The 20,839-nt window shown below is 37.5% G+C and carries 18 protein-coding genes and 1 pseudogene; 4 read left to right on the top strand and 15 right to left on the bottom strand.

The window, feature by feature from the left end; genetic code table 11:
* Window positions 1-763: 763 nt before the first annotated feature.
* The gene (gene ushA, locus CUB63_RS14285; protein WP_109848342.1) at window positions 764-2,428 is read left to right on the top strand and encodes a bifunctional UDP-sugar hydrolase/5'-nucleotidase UshA; all 1,665 of its coding nucleotides are present in this window, start codon (window positions 764-766) and stop codon (window positions 2,426-2,428) included.
* A 121-nt stretch (window positions 2,429-2,549) separates the two neighbouring features.
* Here ushA and ybaK read toward each other — a convergent pair whose 3' ends face one another.
* The 4 genes from ybaK to CUB63_RS14265 form a co-directional block, all read right to left on the bottom strand.
* Window positions 2,550-3,029, bottom strand: a complete 480-nt coding sequence (gene ybaK / locus CUB63_RS14280; protein ID WP_072065104.1) for a Cys-tRNA(Pro)/Cys-tRNA(Cys) deacylase YbaK — start codon at window positions 3,027-3,029, stop codon at window positions 2,550-2,552.
* Window positions 3,030-3,052: 23 nt separating this feature from the next.
* Window positions 3,053-3,862, bottom strand: coding sequence for a TraB/GumN family protein (locus CUB63_RS14275; RefSeq protein WP_109848341.1), 810 nt, complete (start codon window positions 3,860-3,862; stop codon window positions 3,053-3,055).
* 119 nt (window positions 3,863-3,981) lie between these two features.
* Entirely contained in the window at window positions 3,982-5,412 is a 1,431-nt protein-coding gene (locus CUB63_RS14270; RefSeq protein ID WP_109848340.1) for a YadA C-terminal domain-containing protein, read from the bottom strand.
* On the bottom strand, window positions 5,399-6,028 hold the full coding sequence (locus CUB63_RS14265; protein ID WP_232240018.1) for a cation transporter: 630 nt from the start codon (window positions 6,026-6,028) through the stop codon (window positions 5,399-5,401). Before CUB63_RS14265 ends, CUB63_RS14270 begins: the two co-directional genes overlap by 14 nt.
* Window positions 6,029-6,161: 133 nt before the next feature.
* On the opposite strand from CUB63_RS14265, the pseudogene cueR reads away from it, so the two are divergent.
* Window positions 6,162-6,565, top strand: a pseudogene (gene cueR / locus CUB63_RS14260) (Cu(I)-responsive transcriptional regulator).
* On the opposite strand, the gene CUB63_RS14255 reads toward cueR, so the two are convergent.
* The 5 genes from CUB63_RS14255 to tesA all read right to left on the bottom strand — a co-directional run bounded on the left by CUB63_RS14255 (window position 6,525) and on the right by tesA (window position 10,387).
* The gene (locus tag CUB63_RS14255) at window positions 6,525-7,016 is read right to left on the bottom strand and encodes an NfeD family protein (protein ID WP_006533997.1); all 492 of its coding nucleotides are present in this window, start codon (window positions 7,014-7,016) and stop codon (window positions 6,525-6,527) included. The pseudogene cueR and the gene CUB63_RS14255 sit on opposite strands and share 41 nt — an antisense overlap.
* 2 nt (window positions 7,017-7,018) lie before the next feature.
* On the bottom strand, window positions 7,019-7,942 hold the full coding sequence (locus CUB63_RS14250; RefSeq protein ID WP_006533996.1) for an SPFH domain-containing protein: 924 nt from the start codon (window positions 7,940-7,942) through the stop codon (window positions 7,019-7,021).
* Window positions 7,943-7,979: 37 nt separating this feature from the next.
* On the bottom strand, window positions 7,980-8,837 hold the full coding sequence (locus CUB63_RS14245) for a co-chaperone YbbN (RefSeq protein ID WP_006533995.1): 858 nt from the start codon (window positions 8,835-8,837) through the stop codon (window positions 7,980-7,982).
* 84 nt (window positions 8,838-8,921) lie between these two features.
* On the bottom strand, window positions 8,922-9,707 hold the full coding sequence (locus CUB63_RS14240) for an SDR family oxidoreductase (protein WP_109848339.1): 786 nt from the start codon (window positions 9,705-9,707) through the stop codon (window positions 8,922-8,924).
* Window positions 9,708-9,757: 50 nt separating this feature from the next.
* Window positions 9,758-10,387, bottom strand: coding sequence for a multifunctional acyl-CoA thioesterase I/protease I/lysophospholipase L1 (gene tesA, locus CUB63_RS14235; protein ID WP_109848338.1), 630 nt, complete (start codon window positions 10,385-10,387; stop codon window positions 9,758-9,760).
* On the opposite strand from tesA, the gene ybbA reads away from it, so the two are divergent.
* Together ybbA and ybbP are read left to right on the top strand one after the other, a co-directional pair.
* Window positions 10,358-11,044, top strand: coding sequence for a putative ABC transporter ATP-binding protein YbbA (gene ybbA, locus CUB63_RS14230; RefSeq protein WP_006533992.1), 687 nt, complete (start codon window positions 10,358-10,360; stop codon window positions 11,042-11,044). The genes tesA and ybbA overlap by 30 nt on opposite strands.
* Entirely contained in the window at window positions 11,041-13,482 is a 2,442-nt protein-coding gene (gene ybbP / locus CUB63_RS14225; protein WP_109848337.1) for a putative ABC transporter permease subunit YbbP, read from the top strand. Before ybbA ends, ybbP begins: the two co-directional genes overlap by 4 nt.
* A 95-nt stretch (window positions 13,483-13,577) precedes the next feature.
* Here ybbP and CUB63_RS14220 read toward each other — a convergent pair whose 3' ends face one another.
* The 6 genes from CUB63_RS14220 to lpxH form a co-directional block, all read right to left on the bottom strand.
* A complete protein-coding gene (locus CUB63_RS14220) occupies window positions 13,578-15,740 on the bottom strand; it encodes an ornithine decarboxylase (protein WP_109848336.1) in 2,163 nt (720 codons plus the stop codon).
* A 177-nt stretch (window positions 15,741-15,917) separates the two neighbouring features.
* A complete protein-coding gene (locus tag CUB63_RS14215; RefSeq protein WP_109400167.1) occupies window positions 15,918-16,943 on the bottom strand; it encodes a mechanosensitive ion channel family protein in 1,026 nt (341 codons plus the stop codon).
* 67 nt (window positions 16,944-17,010) lie between these two features.
* Window positions 17,011-18,270: an MFS transporter gene (locus tag CUB63_RS14210; protein WP_109848335.1), complete on the bottom strand. Its 1,260-nt coding sequence runs from the start codon at window positions 18,268-18,270 to the stop codon at window positions 17,011-17,013.
* Window positions 18,271-18,393: 123 nt separating this feature from the next.
* Window positions 18,394-19,461, bottom strand: coding sequence for a 5-(carboxyamino)imidazole ribonucleotide synthase (purK, locus tag CUB63_RS14205; protein WP_109848334.1), 1,068 nt, complete (start codon window positions 19,459-19,461; stop codon window positions 18,394-18,396).
* The gene (gene purE / locus CUB63_RS14200) at window positions 19,458-19,979 is read right to left on the bottom strand and encodes a 5-(carboxyamino)imidazole ribonucleotide mutase (protein WP_109848333.1); all 522 of its coding nucleotides are present in this window, start codon (window positions 19,977-19,979) and stop codon (window positions 19,458-19,460) included. The genes purK and purE overlap by 4 nt, the downstream gene beginning before the upstream one ends.
* Before the next feature lie 134 nt (window positions 19,980-20,113).
* The gene (gene lpxH, locus CUB63_RS14195; RefSeq protein WP_109400164.1) at window positions 20,114-20,836 is read right to left on the bottom strand and encodes a UDP-2,3-diacylglucosamine diphosphatase; all 723 of its coding nucleotides are present in this window, start codon (window positions 20,834-20,836) and stop codon (window positions 20,114-20,116) included.
* Window positions 20,837-20,839: the final 3 nt, after the last annotated feature.

Below are 20,839 nucleotides of genomic sequence, written 5' to 3'. Positions count from 1 at the left end.
GTTTTTTAATGCAAATGCACTTTTCTATGTTATTTTAATTAGTCTTACCTTTTGAAGTAAGAAATACTCTGTTTTCAGTTCATTTTGGTAACAGAGGTGATAACAAGTTATTCAGCTTTATCGACCCAATATTAGTAAGAAGAGTGATAAAAACACCTAATAGTGGGAGGTAGGCTAAGATATGATAGACATATTCAATACTATTCTGATCCATAATATATCCTAAGGCCTCAGCACTCATTTCATTCATCCTAAAAGCAACTCCGAAGAAACGCTCTGGAATCATACTCTTCTCACCTAAAACTAACTATTGAGCATAAATTAAGATAGCAGAAAATGCTGAAGCAAAAATTACACCAATGAGTCTTACATGTAAATATTGCTTTCCTTTTTAGTGCATAGGGTTGTTTTTTCTGAGTATCTTGCTGAATTTTATACCGACGGCTAATTTGTAATAGCACTACAATTGCCAGCAACTTAGTAAGAGAGAATCAATGGGGATTTACTTTCTTTTTTTATATTACATTTTGGTAAATTATTTCTATTTTTATTAGTCTACTTTACATCTATTTAGAGTTGAGTGCTTTTGTGAGAAATAGAGTTTGATTCATGTCTCAAAAAAACTATCGGATCAATGAAATAATAAAAAAATTATATAACCTACATCATAAAATACAGCAAAAGTATTTAACTTCTGTCTTCTTTTTCTACTGTAGATACATGGCAGAACTTTCTCAATAAATAATATACATGGGGATATACCATGAGCTTATCTTTTAAATTATCAGCATGCGCTTTGACCGTTTCTTTAGCTATGGCGCCGGCGTTGTCTCAGGCATGGGAAAAGGATAAAACCTACGAAATTACCATTTTGCATACCAATGATCACCATGGCCATTTTTGGCATAACGATCGTGGAGAATATGGTTTAGCTGCACAAAAAACGGTTGTTGATAACATTCGTGATGAAGTTGCTAAAAAAGGCGGTAGCGTACTGTTGTTATCGGGTGGTGATATCAATACGGGTGTTCCAGAATCTGATTTACAAGATGCCGAGCCTGATTTTAAAGGGATGAATCTTGTGGGCTATGATGCAATGGCTCTGGGTAATCATGAATTCGATAATCCATTAGATGTTTTGCGCCAACAAGAAAAATGGGCAACATTCCCATTTTTATCTGCGAATATTTATCAAAAAAGTACGGGTGAACGTTTATTCAAGCCTTACACTATTTTTGATAAGCAAGGTGTAAAAATTGCCGTATTAGGCTTAACGACTGATGATACTGTGCGTATTGGTAACCCAGCAAATTTCCCTGATACAGAATTCCGCAAACCTTCTGATGAGGCTAAAAAAGTTGTAGAAGAACTGCGTACAACAGAAAAGCCAGACATTATTATCGCTGCAACCCATATGGGTCACTATGATAATGGTAATCACGGTTCTAACGCACCGGGTGATGTGGAAATGGCGCGTGCCTTACCAAAAGGCTACCTTGATATGATTGTGGGCGGTCACTCACAAGATCCTGTTTGTATGTCTCAAGAGAACAAAAACTACAAACAAGCTGATTATGTACCAGGAACGCCTTGTGCGCCTGATAATCAAAATGGTACATGGATTGTTCAGGCTCATGAATGGGGTAAATATGTTGGTCGTGCAGATTTCGAATTCCGTAATGGTGAATTCACGTTAAAGCATTACCAATTAATTCCAATCAACTTAAATCAAAAAGTGAAGAAAGACGACGGTACAACCGAGCTTGTTTACTATACAGAAGAAATTCCTCATAACCCTGAAATGATGAAATTGCTGACACCTTACCAAGAAAAAGGGGGTGAGCAACTGAATATTAAAGTGGGTGAAGTTGTTGGTAAATTAGAAGGTGATCGTAGTAAAGTTCGCTTTGTTCAGACCAATATGGCGCGTCTATTATTATCCGCTCAAGCTGAACGTGCGAACGCAGACTTTGCCATTATGAGTGGTGGTGGTGTGCGTGATTCAATTGAATCTGGTGATATCACTTATAAAGACGTATTAAAAGTTCAACCTTTTGCTAACGAACTGGTTTATGTTGATTTTAAAGGTGAAGAAGTCGAGCCTTATTTGTCAGCAGTTGCATGTATGAAAGTTGACTCTGGCGCTTATGCTCAATTCTACAATGTTAGCTTAACAGTAGATACAGACTGTAAAGTTAGCGATGTTAAAATTGCAGGCAAGCCATTGGATAAAACAAAATCTTACCGTATGGCAACACTAAACTTTAACGGCATTGGTGGTGATGGTTATCCTAAGATTGATACTCATCCGGGCTATGTTAATACAGGGTTTGTTGATGCTGAAGTCTTAAAAGGTTATATCGAAGCGCACTCTCCATTGAAAGCCGCAGATTTCGAACCTAAAGGCGAAATTGTTTATAAAAAATAAGTTTTATCAATAATACTTATATAGATAAAAGGCGACATTTTATGTCGCCTTTTATCTTTGGCCTTAATCACGTTAATTTCTTATTTTGAGGATAAGCCTTAAAATAAAAAATCATTCATAATTATGACTCTTTACGAATAAGTGCAAATTGTGCACTTAACACAACACCTAAATCTTTTGCAGATAACTCAATATCTAAGCCTCGTTTACCACCAGAAACGAAGATAGTGTCAAATTCAAGTGCTTGTTCATCAATCACTGTTGGTAGGCGTTTTTTCTGACCTAATGGGCTTATTCCACCCACTAAATAACCCGTGACCTTTTGTGCAATTTGTGGATCTGCCATATCAGCTTTTTTGGCTTTAAAGCACTTAGCAACCAGTTTTAAATCTAACTGACCAGAAACGGGTGTTACTGCAACAGCAAGATTTTTAGCATCACCATTTAAAGCAACTAACAGTGTTTTAAATACTTGGCGATTATCTAAACCTAATTTTTCAACGGCTTCATCACCAAAATTATGCACATTCGCATCATGTTCATAAGGATGAAGAGTAAATTTAATTTTTTGTTTTTCCAGTAAATTGACAGCGGGAGTCATAGTTATTCCTAATCATAATGTTTTTATGATTGATGTGTTAGTAAATCAATCAGATTCTCTTCACCAAATAAATGAAGAGCTCCTACAGTTACCACATAACGTCCAGCCGGTAATTTTGATAATATGCTTACCCATTTTTGGTTACGGCTTTCCATTAAAATATCAAATACAGCTTTACTAAAGGTATTCGGTAAAGGCGGTTGTTTCTCTTGACCATTATAATTTAACCACCAATTGATCATGATTTGCAATGTACGTGCATTATCGTGCCAATTTTTTAGTGTATCTTCGAGTAATTGCTGACCATCATCAGGGAAACTCAATAATAATGCGACCTGATCCTCAATACCTTCAAGTTCTATAATGTTTTTTTTGTGCTCATTAGCATATTGAATGACCTGGTAATCAATACCGTATTGCGGTTGTAATCCAAGTTGCATTGCTTGGGTAGATTGTAAAATCAATGCAATTTGCCAAAGTGGTTTATTCTCAAGTTGATAAAGTGAGAGAGCGAGATCTTCACAGTGACATGTGACTTGAGAAAAAAGAGAGTTATTTAAGCGTGTTTCTAGCGACTTTCTAAAAAGAGATGCTTGATCAAAAGGTTGTACGTCTGTGGAAATATCGGCTTCAACAATAATAGCATTTGCATTTTTTATTTCGTTGAGTAGCACATTAGAAAGTGGTGACATTGTGGGCACGCCCATATGGATACTGCCCACAAGGTGTAAAGAGATATTATTAGGTAGTGTAATATCAACAGCAGGGTAAGGATAATGAGAAGCTTGTTTTATATTGATCCATTCTTTAAGTTTCTGAAAAATACCCGCCATTTGATATGCTCCTTTAAGTGTTGATCACTAAGCTCAGCATAACGGATTTTTAATGTAATGAAACAGTGAAAACTAAGTATTTACTTAGCTTTCACTTTGTTTACTTTATTGCGTTAATATTACCAGCTGATCCCAATCCCCCCAGCTGAAACAAAATTATTTGAGTCATTCCACGCAGTAGAGGCTCTTACTTTAATATTTTCATTGATACGATATTGCATCCCCCAAGCAAGGGCGGTGGCATTACGATAATTACCAATACCAATAGCTGTGCTGAATGTTGCTGTGTCAGTAAAAGGCAAATTACTCATTGCTGCAACAGATGCAATACCTTGATTGGCACGTTTTTCAACTTTATAAAAGCGATTATTAGTTTCATGTTTAAAGTGTTTAAATTTGCTATCAAGTTTATTTATATCATCTCTAGCAATTGAATTTTCTATATATAATTTACCAAAGTGATCTTTAATATTTTTTTCACCAAATTCTTTTATATTTAGATTTTCTAGATATTCAAATTCTAAATGACTAATATGATGTTTGTTCTTTTCTATTTCATCTGTATTAGTTTTGATTTTTTCATTATTATCACTAATGTCTATTTTATTCCTTTTTATTCCGTCACTGTTTGAATTTATTAATTTTTTATTTTCTTCTATTGCTAAATCTTGGATAATATTTTCACCTAATGCTTGGTCTGCTTTTAATGTGTTTTCTACAATATTTGATTTGTTGATGGAGATGGATGATTGATTTTCCTCAATGCTATGTGTGTTATTTTCTATGTTTTCTTTACCTGATTCTAAGGCGTCAATTATTTCATTTGTTTTTATTTCGACATTATTATTCATGATATAACTACCTAGGGTTATAAGGTTGGTGTTATCAATTTCATTTTTTAAATATTTATCATAAATAATTCTTTCTTCTGGAGTTAAATGGATTTTATCTATTTTTTCATTTAATAGAGGTGATTCAGATAAAAGCATGTCATTCTTTTTTACTTTAATATATAATTGATTTGTATTGTTGTTTTTTATAGCTTCTGTAATCTTATTATCTAATACTAATTGATTTTTTTCAGATATGCTTGATAAGTGTTTTATAATAGATTTTTTTATCTCCTCATCTTGGTGATCTATTATATGTGAATAAAAATTAGAGAAGGCTGCATTATATCCAGGATGTGTCAATTTTAAATGGTTGTCTATACGATTTGTTATTTCTTCAGTTAGATAGAGTGTAAGATTATTATTTTTATCAATATCAAATGAAACATATCTATTAGAAATGACTTTACGGATCATATTTTCTTCTTGATGTTCAACCCCCTTCTCAATATATTTAATAAAATCATCAGTGTCTTTGTTTCTTAGCATTTTTTGTGGAATGGCTATTTTATTATTTGATTTTATAATACTAGGTTCAGAGTTATTATCTCCAGTTATTTCTGAAGGTGAATTTGTAGTGTAATTATTAGCAATTGACCCTTGTGAATATATTATTGAAAATAATAAAATAGTAATTGTATTTCTTTTAATATCCTTCATTTAAAACTCCTTTATATACTGTGTTTAATTCCTTGTAACCAGCCTCTGTAACAGCGGTAATTAAGGTTTCAGCGGTTGCAGAACCCGTTACTTTTGCGTGTGTTAATTCAACTTCAGCACTATCAACGCCTGTTGTCGCTTCAAGTGCTTTTTTGACTGAGCCGACACAATGACCACAATTTAAACCAGATAGTGTTAGATGAATTATGTTGTCAGTTGGTGCCAAGTTTGCTTGAAAACCTTCAGCAGTAATCGCTGCAATTAAAGCATCCGCTGCCGCGTCACCAAAAATTTCAGCTGATTCTTTTGTTACATTAACGGCGACAACACCTTCAATGGCTAATAATGCTTTTTCGGTTTTACCGACACACTTCATGCAGTTAAGGCCACTTAGGCTTAATTTTATATCAGGTTGTGTTGCAATTTTAGCTTCATAACCTGCGTCTTCAATTGTTTTGATTAAACTTTCAGCAGTTGCATCACTGTCAATTTTAGCGTATTGAATAGTCACATATGACTGTTCTATATCATTGCGAGCATCAAGTGCTTTTTTTACACTGTTAACACAGTGGGAGCATGAAAGCCCTTGTAATGCGAGTAGCGTAGTTTTTGCCATGTTAGTTTATCTCCGAAATAAAAAGCGTTACCTCTATTATTGCTCAATATTCGGTAACTTGCTTTCTGTAAAGGTTTTTTCTTATCAAGATAAAGGCTAAACCTTTCCGCAAGGGGAAGGTCAAGGGGGAATTTTGAATATTAGTGAAATCGCCAGTAAAACAGGATTAACGGCTAAAGCTATTCGGTTTTATGAAGAAAAAGACTTGATAACCCCACCGGGAAGAGGTGAAAACGGCTATCGTTATTATCAAGCTCAACATATTGAAGAGTTAACATTATTGCGACAAGCGAGAGAGGTTGGTTTTAACTTAGAAGAGTGTCGCGCGTTGTTAATGCTATTAAGAAATCCTTCTCGCCATAGTTCTGATGTGAAAGAAGCCACCTTAAAAAAGTGGCTGAAATTGAGAAAACAATTAATGAGCTCAATGACATTCGCCAACGATTACTTTTGTTAGCCAGCGAGTGTCCCGGAGATGAAGGAGCCGATTGCCCTATCATCGATCATTTGTCAGGGTGTTGTCATCACCAGAAATAGTCTGTTTAAGCGCAGTCACTTGTAGGGTAATACCATCAATTGCGGTTACTGTTACCTTATCGCCGGCAAGTAATGGCGTGTTTGAATAAACACGCCAACTGCCATCAGCTAATTTTACGCGACTAAAACCATTTTCAGTATCTGATAATAAAACCGCATGAATACCAATCAGTTGATGCGTTTTCTGATTTAAGTTTTCAGCTTCTTTTGATAGTTTTCTGCGTTTAAGCCAAAGGTGCCAAAGTACAGCACTAATTACCGTTAATATCGCAAATAAAATACCTTGAATAGGCCAGCTAATAGGCAATATCCATGTGATCAACGATACACACAGAGCCGCCATTCCTGACCATAAAAGGTATCCCGCTGTTCCTAACATTTCTGTAATTAACAGCAAGCCACCAAGACAAAGCCAGAAAAGTGCAGGTTGAGCACTAATCCATTCAATCATAATTAATTGCTCTTGTTGCCAGAGTCACTTTTTTTGGTATTGAGTAATTCAGAAATACCACCAATCGCACCCATAAGATTACTTGCTTCTAATGGCATCATAATAACTTTACTGTTATTAGCTGAACCAATTTGAGACAATGCATCCGTATATTTTTGAGCAACAAAGTAGTTAATTGCTTGCATATCACCTTTTGCAATGGCCTCAGATACCATTTGTGTTGCCTTAGCTTCTGCTTCTGCTGCACGTTCTCGAGCTTCTGCTTGTAAGAATGCAGATTGACGCTCTCCTTCAGCCTTCAGTATTTGTCCTTGTTTCTCACCTTCTGCTTTTAAGATTGCCGCTTGACGAATACCTTCAGCTTCAAGAATATCGGCACGTTTAGTTCGTTCAGCTTTCATCTGCGCATTCATTGCAGAAATCAATTCTTTTGGTGGGCGAACATCACGAATTTCAATACGGGTAATTTTGATACCCCAAGGGTTTGTTGCATCATCCACAATTAGTAAAAGGCGACTGTTGATTTGGTCACGCTGAGAAAGAATTTCATCAAGTTCCATTGAGCCTAATACTGTACGGATATTCGTCAGTGTTAAGTTGATAATTGCAAGTTCAAGATTATTAACTTCATACGCGGCTTTTACAGGGTCGATGACTTGAATAAAGCAGACCGCATCAATGCTGACGTTGGCGTTATCACGAGAAATAACTTCCTGAGACGGAATATCAAGAACCTGTTCCATCATATTGATACGGCGACCAATACGATCAACAAATGGTACGAGAATTTGAAGCCCTGGCGCGAGGGTTCGAGTGTAACGACCAAAACGTTCGACAGTCCACTGGTAACCTTGTGGAACGGTTTTAACACCACATAAAACTAAAATAATAGCGAATAAGATGATAATACCAATGACTATTTCCATATACCTGTCCTAAGTCTGCTTTAATAAGAAAATAAAATTAATAAAGTAAAGAATACACCATACGACGATATTTAGACGCTAAATTATCATTAGTACCTAAGGCTGATAGAATATCCATCAGGGTTTTCTTAACTTGCCCATCACCAGCATTGAGATCTTTTTTGATAAAGCTAAATAGCAACTCTAGTGCCTCTTCATTACGAGCAACTTCATGTAATTTCAGTGCGAGTTGAATAGCAAGATCGGTATTTTCAGGTTGTTGATTAAAATCGTTCTGTAATTGTTGAATTTCAGGCGTATCAGCAGCCTGTTTTTGTAATTCAATTTGCGCTAACAAACTATGATAGTAACTATCTTGATCTTGTAATGGGATAGTAATTAACAGAGTTTGAGCTTCTTCATTTTTATTTAAAGAAATTAATGCGCCTGCTAGCGCGAGCGTAATTTCACTGTTTTTAGGAGCGAGTTGATGAGCTTCTTTTAACAGAGGTAAAGCTTCTTCGGTTTTTCCTTCTGAAAGTAATTGCGAGGCTTGTGCCGCTTTTAATTCTTCTGGTTTGGGTAATACATTGGCTAACACTTGGCGAATTGCTTCTTCAGGTTGAGGGCCTTGAAAGCCATCAACTGGGCGACCTTCTTGCAAAATATAAACAGTTGGAATAGCACGTAAACCAAATTGTGAGGCAATCATTTGTTCAACATCACAATCCAATTTTGCCAAAATAAATTGATCAGCAAATTCAGCTGCCAGTTTATCTAATGTTGCGCCAAGCTCTGCACAATGAGGACTACGTTCTGAATAGAAATACATCATGACTGGTTTAGTCATAGATTGTTCTATAATTTGTTGAATATTTGATTCATTTACATCAACAATATGTGCAGTTGCTAACATTAACTTGCCCCTTTTTGAGAGTTTTAAATATAGATGCGATTTATAACGCTATTTTATTAATAAGTAAGGGTAGATCCTGAAAAATCAAGCCTTGCCACTTTGGCGACTGAGAATAACATCCATTAAAGCATCAGGTAGAAAACGTTTTAATATTCTGACTGCGTAAGTCAATAAGGTTACGGGATAACGTATCTTAGGTTTTGGACTTTCTAAAGCATGAATAAGCTTTTTCACAACATCTTCAGGCGTTAATGTGAAACGACTCGCAATCCCCGGATTTTTTACAGGTTTATCTTTTTCGACTTGAGCGACATTTTCAGTGAAACATGTTCTTATTGGACCTGGCTCTATTAAACTTACTTTAATACCTGTATGCGCAATTTCCATTCTTAGCGCATCAGACCATGCTTCTACTGCATATTTACTGGCTGCGTAAGCACCTCGACCAGCTGTTGAGATAATCCCCATAACAGAGCTGGTTTGAATAATTCTTCCTTCACCATGAGGCAACATTGCTGGCAGAAGTAATGTAGTAAGCTGATGTAAACCAAAAAAGTTAGTAGAAAACTGTTTTTCCATTTGTTGGCGGGTAATGGCATCTAATGAGCCATAGACACCAAATCCACCATTATTAAATAATCCATATAAACGACCGTTTGTTAGACGAATAACTTCTAATGCCGCATTTTCAACACTTTTTGGATCATCAAGATCAAGATAAATAGGCTCTAATCCCAGTGTTTCCATGCGTTTAAGATCTTCATCTTTACGGCAAGCAGCAAGAACTCGATAACCTCTTTTCTTTAGTGATTTTGCCGCGCAGAGTCCTATTCCACTGGAACTTCCTGTAATCAATACCGTTTTTTGCATAATTTTACAATTAATCTCGTTTAATCTACGTCAACTACTGTCAGAATAGTCTAACGTGTTAAGTAAGGGGGTAAGGTTTTATCCATCCATTGCGCAATAAAAGGCTGAGCATCTTCATTGGGATGTATACTGTCGTTTTGCATCCACTCAGGCTTATCTGCTATTTGCTCCATATAAAAAGGAAGCAGAGGGATCGCATTCTCTTCTGCAAGTTTAGGATAAATTGCTGAAAATGATTGTGTATAGCGTTTCCCGTAATTAGGTGAAATCATAATTTGCATAAAAAGTGGGGTTGCACCCGATGCTTTAACTTGTGTAATGATGTTTTGTAGCGCGTCTTTTGTTTGTGCAACAGGGTATCCCTGTAAGCCATCATTTGCACCTAATTCAATCAAAACCCAGCGTGGTTGATGCTGTTTTAATAAATCAGGAAGCCTATTTTGTCCCTGAAAGGCAGTTTCACCACTAATGCTTGCATTAACAACATTAATTTCAGGGTAGGTTGTTTTCCATTTATCAGCAAGGCGTTGTGGCCATGCACTTTCTATCGGAAGACGATATCCTGCACTCAAGCTGTCACCAAAGATTAAAAAGGTATCAGCAGCAACTGCCTTAAAGCTAAACATCATCATAACGATAAGGAAAAATGTATGTCGACGGAAAAGGTTCTTGAAGTTCATCAGTTAACCAAACAAGTAGGAGAAGGTGATAGTCAGATCTCTATATTGCAGGGTGTTGAGTTAGTTGTCGAGTCCGCACAGACAATTGCTTTAATTGGTGAATCAGGATCGGGCAAATCGACTCTGCTAGGGATCATTGCTGGATTAGATGATGGTAGCACTGGCAGTGTGAAATTAATGGGAGAAGATCTCACAAAAATGAATGAAGAAGAACGTGCTAAGTTGCGAGCTCAACATGTTGGGTTTGTTTTTCAATCATTTATGTTAATTCCGACATTGAATGCGCTCGAAAATGTGCAGTTGCCCGCATTATTAAAAGGCGAGTCAGAAAAGCATAGTTATGCGCGTGCAGTTGATTTACTAAAGCAGTTAGGATTAGGCGAACGTTTATACCATATGCCAGCGCAACTTTCTGGCGGTGAGCAACAACGCGTTGCATTAGCAAGAGCATTTTGTACTCAGCCTGCTATTCTTTTTGCGGATGAGCCAACAGGAAATCTTGACCGCAAAACCGGCGATAAAATTGCTGACTTGTTGTTCTCTCTTAACCGAGATTATGCAACAACATTGATTTTAGTGACTCATGACAATGAGCTAGCTGCTCGTTGCCAAAGACGATTACGATTAGTAGATGGACAACTTAAGGAGGAGTCATGATTTGGCGTTGGTTTTGGCGTGAATGGCGTTCTCCTGCACTATTAATTGTTTGGCTTTCTTTAGCGCTTGCGGTTGCTTGTGTGCTTGCTTTAGGGCGTATAGGTGATCGAATAGATAAAAGCATTTACGCTCAAAGTCGTGATTTAATTGCGGGCGATTTAGTCTTACGTGCGTCTTATCCTGTTGATGAAAACTGGCTTACAGAGGCGAAAAAAGACGGGTTAACGCTCAGTCGCCAAATGCAATTTACCACGATGTCTTATGCGCCTGAAGGCGATACACCACAACTTGCGTTGGTGAAAGCCGCAGACAAATTATATCCACTGTATGGTGAGCTAGAAACGGAGCCGGCAGGGTTAAAACCGGAAAAAGGAACTGCGCTTGTTGATGCTAGATTACTAGAATTACTTGATATAAAAGTCGGCGATAAAATTGATGTAGGTGATGCATCCTTTACGATTAGTGGTGTATTAATTCAAGAGCCAGACAGTGGGTTTAATCCTTTTCAAATAGCCCCCCGTATTTTAATTAATCTTGATGATGTTGAAGCAACAGGAGCAGTACAACCCGGGAGCCGCCTAACTTATCGCTATATGTTTGCTGGTAATGAGTCCGTGATTGATAGCTATCAGCAACGTTTCGACCCGTTATTAAAACCCGATCAGCGTTGGAATAGTTTAAAACAAGACAGTGGTGCGCTTTCACAATCAATGGAGCGTGCGAAAAACTTTCTTTTGCTTTCAGCTCTATTAACGTTATTGCTTGCTATATCGGCCGTTGCGGTTTCCATGGCTCATTATTGTCGTAGTCGTCATACTTTAATTGCGGTATTAAAAACATTAGGGGCAGATAAGCGTGCATTAAGAAAATGGATCATTGGGCAATGGGGCGTGATTTTGATTGGCGCTATTATTGTTGGTTCATTCGTAGGACTTATTTTCGAAACGATATTGCTACAAATTTTAGCGCCTGTGTTACCGAAAAGTTTACCCGACGCAAGTTTTTTACCGTGGGGATGGTCTGTAGGCTCTTTACTGCTAATTGCATTATTAACGGGGATAAGGCCTTACTATCAATTGATGGCAACACAACCTTCCCGTGTATTAAGAAGTGATACTACGGCACCTATATGGCCTCTTCGTTATTATTTACCGATAGTAGGCTTAATTGTTGTCGGTGCCTTAACGCTTTTTGCCGGAACAGGCGTTTTACTCTGGTCAATTCTATTTGGTGTTGTTGTTATTGCCTTTTTACTTGGAATAATTGGTTGGCTAGGACTATGGATATTAAAGCAGTTTAAATTCCGTCAACTTAGTGCGCGCTTAGCAGTTACTCGTTTATTACGACAACCTTTTCAAACGATGACTCAGCTTGCGGCTTTCGCGCTTTCATTTATGTTGTTAACGCTGTTAGTCCTTATTCAAGGGGATTTACTCGATAAATGGCAAAAACAATTACCAGAAGATAGCCCTAATTATTTTCTCATCAATATGTCTGCGCCTCAAGTTCAAGAAATTAATGCTTTATTGGCAAAACATAATGTTGAGCCTACAGATGCATTCCCTGTGGTGTTAGCGCGTTTAACACAAATTAATGAGCATAATGCTAAAGAGTGGGTAGATAAACGTGATGCAGGTAATAACACCGTTCGTCGAGAGCTTAACTTAACGTGGCATAGCGAATTGCCAAAAGATAACGTAATTGTTGAGGGAACATGGCCTCCTGAGGGGAATGGGGTTTCTCTCGATCAAGGTGTTGCAGAACAACTCGAGATTAAATTGGGTGATGAATTAACCTTTGTCGGTGATACTCGTGAATTTAAATCCATCGTTACAAGTATTCGTCATGTTGATTGGGAAAATATGCGCCCTAATTTCTTCTTTATTTTCTCTGAAGAAGGGTTGAGTAATCAGCCAGAAAAATGGATGAGTAGCTTTTACTACAATGGTGAGGGCGGGTTAATTACGGCACTTAATCGGCAATTTCCAACGGTAAGCGTGTTAGATACAGGTGCATTAATTCAGCAAGTTCAACAAATTTTACAGCAAGTCAGCCGAGCATTAGAAATTATGGTTGGATTGGTCATGATCTGTGGTGCGTTATTGTTAGTTGCTCAAATTCAGGTAGGAATGACACAACGACGCATTGAGCTGGTGGTTTATCGCACTCTGGGAGCGGGTAAATCATTATTACGACGCACACTTTGGGCTGAATTTGCATTATTAGGTTTAATGGCGGGTTTCGCCGCAGCGATTGGTGCAGAAGTCGCATTAAGCTTATTACAAATATCCGTGTTTAAGTTCCCGTGGCAACCACAATGGGGAATGTGGATCACTGTACCTATTGTTGCGGCATTATTACTTTCATTATGTGGCAGTATCTTAGGCGTTAGGTTGTTGCAAGATAAAGGTCAATATCGACGGATACAAGGCGAATAGTTGAAATAAAATAAGGCTTATAAACAAAGTTAAATAAAAATGCTGATGTCAGTTCAATTAAACATCAGCATTTTTTATGGGGAAAGATAAGACTATTATTCTTTTATAACATAAGCATAAATTTGCTTACTGCCATCTTCTTCATCATAAATATAGACCCCTTGAAGTTCAGTTGAAAAGCCTGGAAGCTGATTAATCGAGGCTTCAAGTGCCTGAAAATAACGTAAAACAGCACCTCCCCAAATTTCACCGGGTACAGCACATAAAACACCTGGCGGATAAGGTAAAGCACCTTCAGCAGCAATGCGTCCTGATAATTTATTTAAAGGTAAAAATTCAACATTACCACGAACAAACTCAATATTAGCTTGTTGCGGACTTAATGCTCGTTTAGGAAAGTGACTCTTTCTAAACATCTGTTTTTGCAGTAATTTGATATTGTATCTGACACAAATATCATGCATTTCCTGACAGAGTTGTCGTAATGTATACCCCTGATAACGAGATGGATAGCGACGACACACAGAAGGCAAGATTTGTTCTAATGGCACATCTTCAACTAAGTGTTTTTCAAATTGAACAATCAAAGAGATTAAGCGATCAAACTTTGCTTGATGTTCTGCGGGAGTCAGCAAAAATAAGATTGAATTGAGATCGCTTTTTTCAGGGATAACGCCGTGCTCACGTAGATAATTTGCCAAAATAGAGGCTGGTACACCAAAAGATCCATATTCCCCTGTATGAGGATCGATACCCGGCGTTGTAAGCATTAATTTGCAAGGATCAACAAAGTATTGATTGGTTGTGTAACCTTCAAATGAGTGCCAATTATCATTAGGAATAAAATTAAAAAAACGCTGATCGTGGGCGATTTCATCTGTGTCGTGGTCTTGCCAAGCAACTCCATCAACCACTTCAGGAATAAATGGCTTAATAAACTGGCACTGCTTTAGTAATGATTTACGGGCTTCAATGCCTTGCTTTACGCAACTCATCCACATCGCTTCACCACTTTTGCCTGAGTGCATTTTTGCATTGACATCAAGAGCGGCAAAAAGGGGATAAAATGGGCTGGTGGATGCATGCATCATAAAAGCATTATTCATACGTTTATGATTAACATAACGAGATTGCCCTTTAAGATGGGCATCTTTTTTATGTATCTGTGAGGTTTGTGAAAATCCCGCTAATTGTTTATGAACAGATTGAGTAACGAGAATACCAGGATCGTTTTCATTAAGCGTTAGTAACAAAGGTGAACACTGTTTCATCATTGGAATGAATTGTTCATAACCCACCCATGCAGAATCAAATAAAATATAATCACAAAGGTGACCAATTTTATCGACAACTTGCCTCGCGTTATAAATTGTACCGTCATAAGTGCCTAGTTGAATAACAGCTAAACGGAAAGGGCGTTTATCGAATTGACGTTCTGGCGCAATTTCTGCAATTTGTTGGCGTAAATAGTGTTCTTCAAAGCAATGAGCATCAATACCACCAATAAAGCCAAAGGGATTACGAGCTGTTTCTAAATAGACAGGTGTTGCTCCTGCTTGAATTAGTGCACCATGATGATTGGATTTATGGTTGTTTCTATCAAATAGCACTAAATCATTTGGTGCCAATAAAGCATTTAAGGCAACTTTATTAGAGGAGGATGTGCCATTTAAAACAAAATAGGTTTTATCTGCATTAAACACTTGTGCTGCATAGGCTTGTGCATCGTAAGGTGCACCTTCATGAATAAGTAAATCGCCCATTTCTACATCAGCATTACAGAGATCAGATCGAAATAGATTCTCACCAAAATATTGATAAAACTGTTCACCAGTAGGATGACGACGGAAAAACTCTCCGCCTTGGTGACCGGGGCAATCAAAAGCGACATTCTTTTCGGCAACATAATTCACTAAGCGTGAAAAAAATGGTGTCGTTAGACTCTCTTCATATTGCTGTGCCGCTTTATTAATTAACATACTATTTTTTTGATGTGCACTTTTATCCGTAATCACAATTCCTGAAACTTGATTAAACAATTCAGCATTGATTGCATCATTAATATTAACTGCAATAAATACGGGAAGTTGAAACCCTGTTTGATGAATGCGATCTAATTGGCCAGACTCAATATCTGACAATGACAACACTACTACTGATATTTGCGTTAAATTTGCATCAACAATATCAACAATCGGACGTTCAGAATAAAAATAGTGTGAAAGAGTAGGGTGACACGCCAACTTCATTTTTTTCATTATACTCGCATTTGTATCAATAGAAGAATTGGCGATCAATATACTTGGTTGTGAATATGATTGAAATAAATTAAAGCAATAAGGTTGATTATTTTATGCATAATAAATGCATATTTTACCGTTATTGGTGATTGTTAAATGGATAAGTTTATCAGAGGCTAAACTTATCCATTTCTATTATTGTGGGATAGAAGACGATTTTTCGATATAAATTGTTTGAGACGGAAAGGCAAAGTCAGCACCATGTTTATGCACAATCTCAATCATCTTTAAATAGACTTCTTGTTGAGCTTCAAGCCACTGTGCCCATACGGTTGTTTTGGTAAAACAATACACCATGATATTGAGTGAAGAGTCTGCGAATTGATTAAAATAGACTAACAAGGTTTGTTGCGTATCAATTTTGTCATTTTGCATTAGCATGGTGCGGATATCTTCAACAATTACACCAATTTTATCAGAGTCTTCGTAACGTAAACCGAGTTCAGTTTCAATACGTCGATTAGTCATTCGCCCCGGATTTTCTACACTAATAGATGAAAAAATAGAGTTGGGAATATAAAGCGGTCGATGATCAAAAGTAATGATTTTGGTAATACGCCAACCAATTTCGACTACAGTGCCTTCAATATTACGATCAGGTGAGCGTACCCAATCACCAATATTAAAAGGACGATCGAAATAGAGCATGACACCAGAGAAAAGATTACTTAATACATCTTTACTTGCCATGCCAATGGCAATGCCACCTAACCCTCCAAATGTCATTAAGCCGGATAAGCTCATGCCAAAATGCTCACCGAACAATAAAATGATAATAACAAATAGAGTGATTTTGAATATGCGAGAAATAATACGAGCAGAAGTAGGATCACTGCCTTTTTTAATTTGAGCTTTTTCTAGCCGATTAATCAGTAAGAAAAATTTTCTCATTAAAATTAATGCAATACCAATATAGGTAAAGAAATTAATCATCCTAAAAGAGATAAAATGGAGATTAAAATCAACCACAGCCATTTCACAATATTGGCTTAAGATAATCACTAAACTACAAAGAAAAATAGCTTGGCTGATATGAACAATAATATTTCTGTGGCGTTTTTTCTTTTTATCATGAAAAAGAGATACGATGATAAAGCCAACCAAACAGGCTAAAGCGATGCTAACACCTATTGAGTATTTTATTATTAATGCATCATTCATCAGCTTAACGTCTCCTTAGAAAATGCGTTTTTATAATATGAAACTCGTTATCTTGCTTATTTAAGGGTTACTTTTCTTGCTCACTCGCATGCTGAAATTTAGGATAAACCGGTGGTTTCATAAATAGAGTGACTATTAAAATCAGTAAAACAGGTAGGGTTAAAATCAAGAATGCCGGTGTAAAGCTACCTGAAATATCTTTGATTGCCCCAGCAAAAAAGGGTGCTAAACAAGCTAGTGTTGAAATTAAATTCATTACAGAAAATAGCTCAAGATAAGGGGTACGACCAAAATAGTTAGCAAGCAATATACTTGATGCTAAGAACGTCATGCCATAACCAATACCGACACAAACCGTAAATAAGATCAGGTAAATCCAAGAATTAGCCATACTTAGTGCGAGCAAGCCGATGATAATAATACTTAAGCTTGCGATAAGTAATTTTTTAGGTTCTAACCATTCACCAATAGCCCCACCCGCTAAGCGCGAGAACGCATTGATAAATGCCATACTACTTAATAGTGTTGCAGCAATAGTTTCACCAAAACCATTTTCAATAATATGTGCAACCGCAAAGCTATTGACTGTGATCCCACACCATAAAAAAGCCGTGTAAGTCGCAGCAATAACATAAAATTGCCATGTTCTTAAAGCATGACGAGCTGTCCAAATTTCTTTAGTTTGATAGATACGTTTTGTGGATTGAAGTTGGCTAATTTTTTTTGCATGTTCTTGCTCTTTACTCCCTTCACGTAAAAATAAAATAGTGAGAAGAGTCACAACGGTGAGAGTGATCGCGGAAATAAGCCAATGCATTCGCCATGTATGCCATAAATGGGTTGCTAAAAAGTAGATCCAAGGCCCGGCAACACCACCTAATCCACCAATGGTAAAATAGACACCAAAGGCAAAGGATTGTTTTTCAAATAAGCGGGAAATAACATAAGTACCGGGTACGGTAGCCAGTAGTGTAAAACCAACACCTAATAGTGCAGTACCAAGAAAATAACGCGCAATGGTGTATGTTTCGTAAAGAAAATAGAAACCACTGACAAAAATGCTCAACCCAATTAGTAGTGTAAGGCGAACACTTAATTTACGGATCAGTAAGGTAGGTAAAAAACTCGCAAGACCGCAGGTTAATCCTAATAACGTAAAACCAAGACCTGCTTGAGTCCAGTTCCACTCTAGCTCGTTTATCATACTAGGAAGAACAACACCTAAAGAGGTAAATGTGGTTGCGGTAGCTAAAAAATACACAAAGCCCAATAATATCAGCATACTCCATTGATAAATGGGCCCAAAAACCTGTTGCGTGACTTGCATCCTGACTCCATCAAACGGGTGCAGTAACCTGAATAATCAGGAGAAAATAGCGAATAACAGACCTTTTTATCTAAGGTCTGTTCGTTTAAAGGCTATTATTCTCTAACTTTATGAGTCGGACTGCTAGCTTAATTTTTCTAAAGCCCATTTGATAGGGAACTGATAGGCATCATCAAGCATTGAGCTTAATGATTTGAGTGCCTCTTTCAGTGGGTAATTATCGCGATGAACAAGATTGAGGTGCCCCACTTTGCGCACAGGGCGAACTTCTTTTTCATACCAATGTAAATGCACTAATGGCAATGAAAGCCATTGAGGATTGACATCAGTTCCGATCAAATTAACCATTACTGCGGGTTGGCAAACCTCAGGTTTTGGCATCGGTAAATCTAAAATTGCACGTAGGTGTAACTCAAACTGGCTAATTGAGGCGCCATTTTGTGTCCAATGGCCACTGTTATGAACACGAGGCGCTAATTCGTTGATAAGTAATTTATTACCAACGATAAAGCACTCCATCGCCATGACACCGATATAATTGAGCTTATTAAGGATGGCGGTCAGCATTTTTTCTGCTGATTGTTGCAGTTCTGATGCAGGTGTTGGTAATGCAACACTCATACGCAAAATGCCATCTTGATGAAGATTATGTGTTAAAGGATAAAATACACAATGACCGTTTCTATCTCTGGCTCCAACTAAGGACACTTCACCAGAAAAGGGAATACCTTGCTCAACAATGCATTCACCATAAATTTCAGCGGGTAATTGTTGCTCTTCACCAGGGTGAATGCGCCATTGACCACGGCCGTCATAACCACCAACACGGCGCTTTACAATAATAAAATCACCCAGTTGAGAGAAGATATCAGGCCATTGTGTTGGTGCTGTTAATGGTTGCCAAGGAGCCGTTGCTAAGCCCAGTTCATCGAGTAACTGTTTTTGAGGTAATCTATCGGCAAGCAATGGAAAAATATCACGGTTTACAAAGTTAGTATGACGTTCTAACTCTTTAGTGAGTGAAGTTTCAGGCCAGCGCTCAATTTCAGCTGTGATTATGCTTTTTTGATAGGGAACGGCTTCGGGCTCTGCATCTAATCCTACTGGATAAACCGCAATGCCTAAAGGTTCTCCTGCTTGTTTTAGCATTCGCCCTAATTGACCATTTCCCAGAACACAAACAGGCTTCATAGTGTCTCCCTTGGATCAGGGTTATTTAATACATCGTCAGTTTGTGCTGTGCGCCATGCTGTTAGTGCTTCAAAAATAGTAGGAGAGTGTAATGCTAAAATTTGAGCTGCTAATAAAGCCGCATTGGCAGCACCTGCTTTACCAATCGCTAATGTTCCCACGGGAATACCTTTCGGCATTTGTACAATAGAGTAAAGGCTATCAACACCACTTAATGCTGCACTTTGAACTGGAACACCTAATACAGGAACAAGTGTTTTTGCTGCGAGCATACCGGGTAAATGGGCTGCGCCGCCAGCACCTGCAATAATGACGTCAAAGCCATTATTTTTTGCCTGTTCTGCAAAGCTAAATAGCTTATCAGGGGTTCGATGCGCAGAAACAATCTCAACATGATAAGGAAGCTGTAGTGCGTCTAGTACATCAGCGGCATGAGACATGGTTGTCCAGTCACTTTTAGAGCCCATTACAATGGCGATACGAGCGGAAGAGGTATTTAGACCAACTTGAGAAGACATTACTTAACTGCTCCTGTAAGCATAAACGGATATAGCCTAATAAACTGAGGATGATAGTATCATGCTAACACATCAAGGAAAACGTTTGCGTAAAGAAAAAATAGCCTTTTTATGCAGAAAATAAGCAAAGCAATTTAGAAGGGAAAATGAATAAGTTCTATTTTATCCGCAGTCACTTTAAACATAGAGCCTTCAGTATGCCAAGCACCTAATACACCACGATAATGTATTTTATCATCAATGTTGACAGTATGAATTGCTGGACGATGTGTATGACCGTGGATCATCCATTCTGTATTGAAATGTTTAAAAGTATCAATCACTGCCTGAGGGTTAACATCCATAATGGCATCTGATTTGTACTGATTTTCGTGTTGGCTACGCGAGCGCATTTTGTCAGCGATACGTAGTCGAATAAATAGAGGCAATAGTAAGAATAAGCGCTGAATAAATTTATTATGTACTTTTTTACGGTAACGTTGATACGCTTCATCATCTGTACAAAGTGTATCACCATGCAAAATTAAGATGCGATTTTTCTCAATTTCGAGCACTTTTTCTTGTGGAAGTAAGGTGATACCGCTTTCTTTGGCAAAACGAGAGCCAATTAAAAAATCACGATTTCCATGAATAAAATAGCAAGGCACTCCTGCATTTTTTAACGTCATCAGAGCTTGAGCAATTTGTTGATGTAAAGGATTAGGATCATCGTCACCTATCCAAAAATCAAAAAAATCACCTAAGATATAAAGTGCTTTTGCATGAATGGCTTGTTCTTTTAAAAAGCGAAGAAAACCGGCAGTGATTGCCGGTTCATGTTCACTTAAGTGCAGGTCTGCAATAAAAAGCGTACACATAAA

Source organism: Proteus penneri (genome assembly GCF_003144535.1).
GTDB lineage: Bacteria > Pseudomonadota > Gammaproteobacteria > Enterobacterales > Enterobacteriaceae > Proteus > Proteus penneri.
Note: the sequence above shows the minus strand (reverse complement) of the source record. Positions and strands in the feature narration are given on the sequence as shown.

Bases quoted from the DNA above. Each gene is read 5' to 3' on its own strand.
- ybbA (WP_006533992.1), top strand. From the start codon at position 10,358: ATGTCGACGGAAAAGGTTCTTGAAGTTCATCAGTTAACCAAACAAGTA.
- CUB63_RS14210 (WP_109848335.1), bottom strand. From the start codon at position 18,270: ATGCAAGTCACGCAACAGGTTTTTGGGCCCATTTATCAATGGAGTATG.
- lpxH (WP_109400164.1), bottom strand. From the start codon at position 20,836: ATGTGTACGCTTTTTATTGCAGACCTGCACTTAAGTGAACATGAACCG.
- purE (WP_109848333.1), bottom strand. From the start codon at position 19,979: ATGTCTTCTCAAGTTGGTCTAAATACCTCTTCCGCTCGTATCGCCATT.
- purK (WP_109848334.1), bottom strand. From the start codon at position 19,461: ATGAAGCCTGTTTGTGTTCTGGGAAATGGTCAATTAGGGCGAATGCTA.
- CUB63_RS14245 (WP_006533995.1), bottom strand. From the start codon at position 8,837: ATGTTAGCAACTGCACATATTGTTGATGTAAATGAATCAAATATTCAA.
- ybaK (WP_072065104.1), bottom strand. From the start codon at position 3,029: ATGACTCCCGCTGTCAATTTACTGGAAAAACAAAAAATTAAATTTACT.
- CUB63_RS14265 (WP_232240018.1), bottom strand. From the start codon at position 6,028: ATGGCAAAAACTACGCTACTCGCATTACAAGGGCTTTCATGCTCCCAC.
- CUB63_RS14255 (WP_006533997.1), bottom strand. From the start codon at position 7,016: ATGATTGAATGGATTAGTGCTCAACCTGCACTTTTCTGGCTTTGTCTT.
- CUB63_RS14275 (WP_109848341.1), bottom strand. From the start codon at position 3,862: ATGGCGGGTATTTTTCAGAAACTTAAAGAATGGATCAATATAAAACAA.
- ushA (WP_109848342.1), top strand. From the start codon at position 764: ATGAGCTTATCTTTTAAATTATCAGCATGCGCTTTGACCGTTTCTTTA.
- CUB63_RS14220 (WP_109848336.1), bottom strand. From the start codon at position 15,740: ATGAAAAAAATGAAGTTGGCGTGTCACCCTACTCTTTCACACTATTTT.
- CUB63_RS14270 (WP_109848340.1), bottom strand. From the start codon at position 5,412: ATGAAGGATATTAAAAGAAATACAATTACTATTTTATTATTTTCAATA.
- ybbP (WP_109848337.1), top strand. From the start codon at position 11,041: ATGATTTGGCGTTGGTTTTGGCGTGAATGGCGTTCTCCTGCACTATTA.
- CUB63_RS14240 (WP_109848339.1), bottom strand. From the start codon at position 9,707: ATGCAAAAAACGGTATTGATTACAGGAAGTTCCAGTGGAATAGGACTC.
- CUB63_RS14215 (WP_109400167.1), bottom strand. From the start codon at position 16,943: ATGAATGATGCATTAATAATAAAATACTCAATAGGTGTTAGCATCGCT.
- CUB63_RS14250 (WP_006533996.1), bottom strand. From the start codon at position 7,942: ATGGAAATAGTCATTGGTATTATCATCTTATTCGCTATTATTTTAGTT.
- tesA (WP_109848338.1), bottom strand. From the start codon at position 10,387: ATGAACTTCAAGAACCTTTTCCGTCGACATACATTTTTCCTTATCGTT.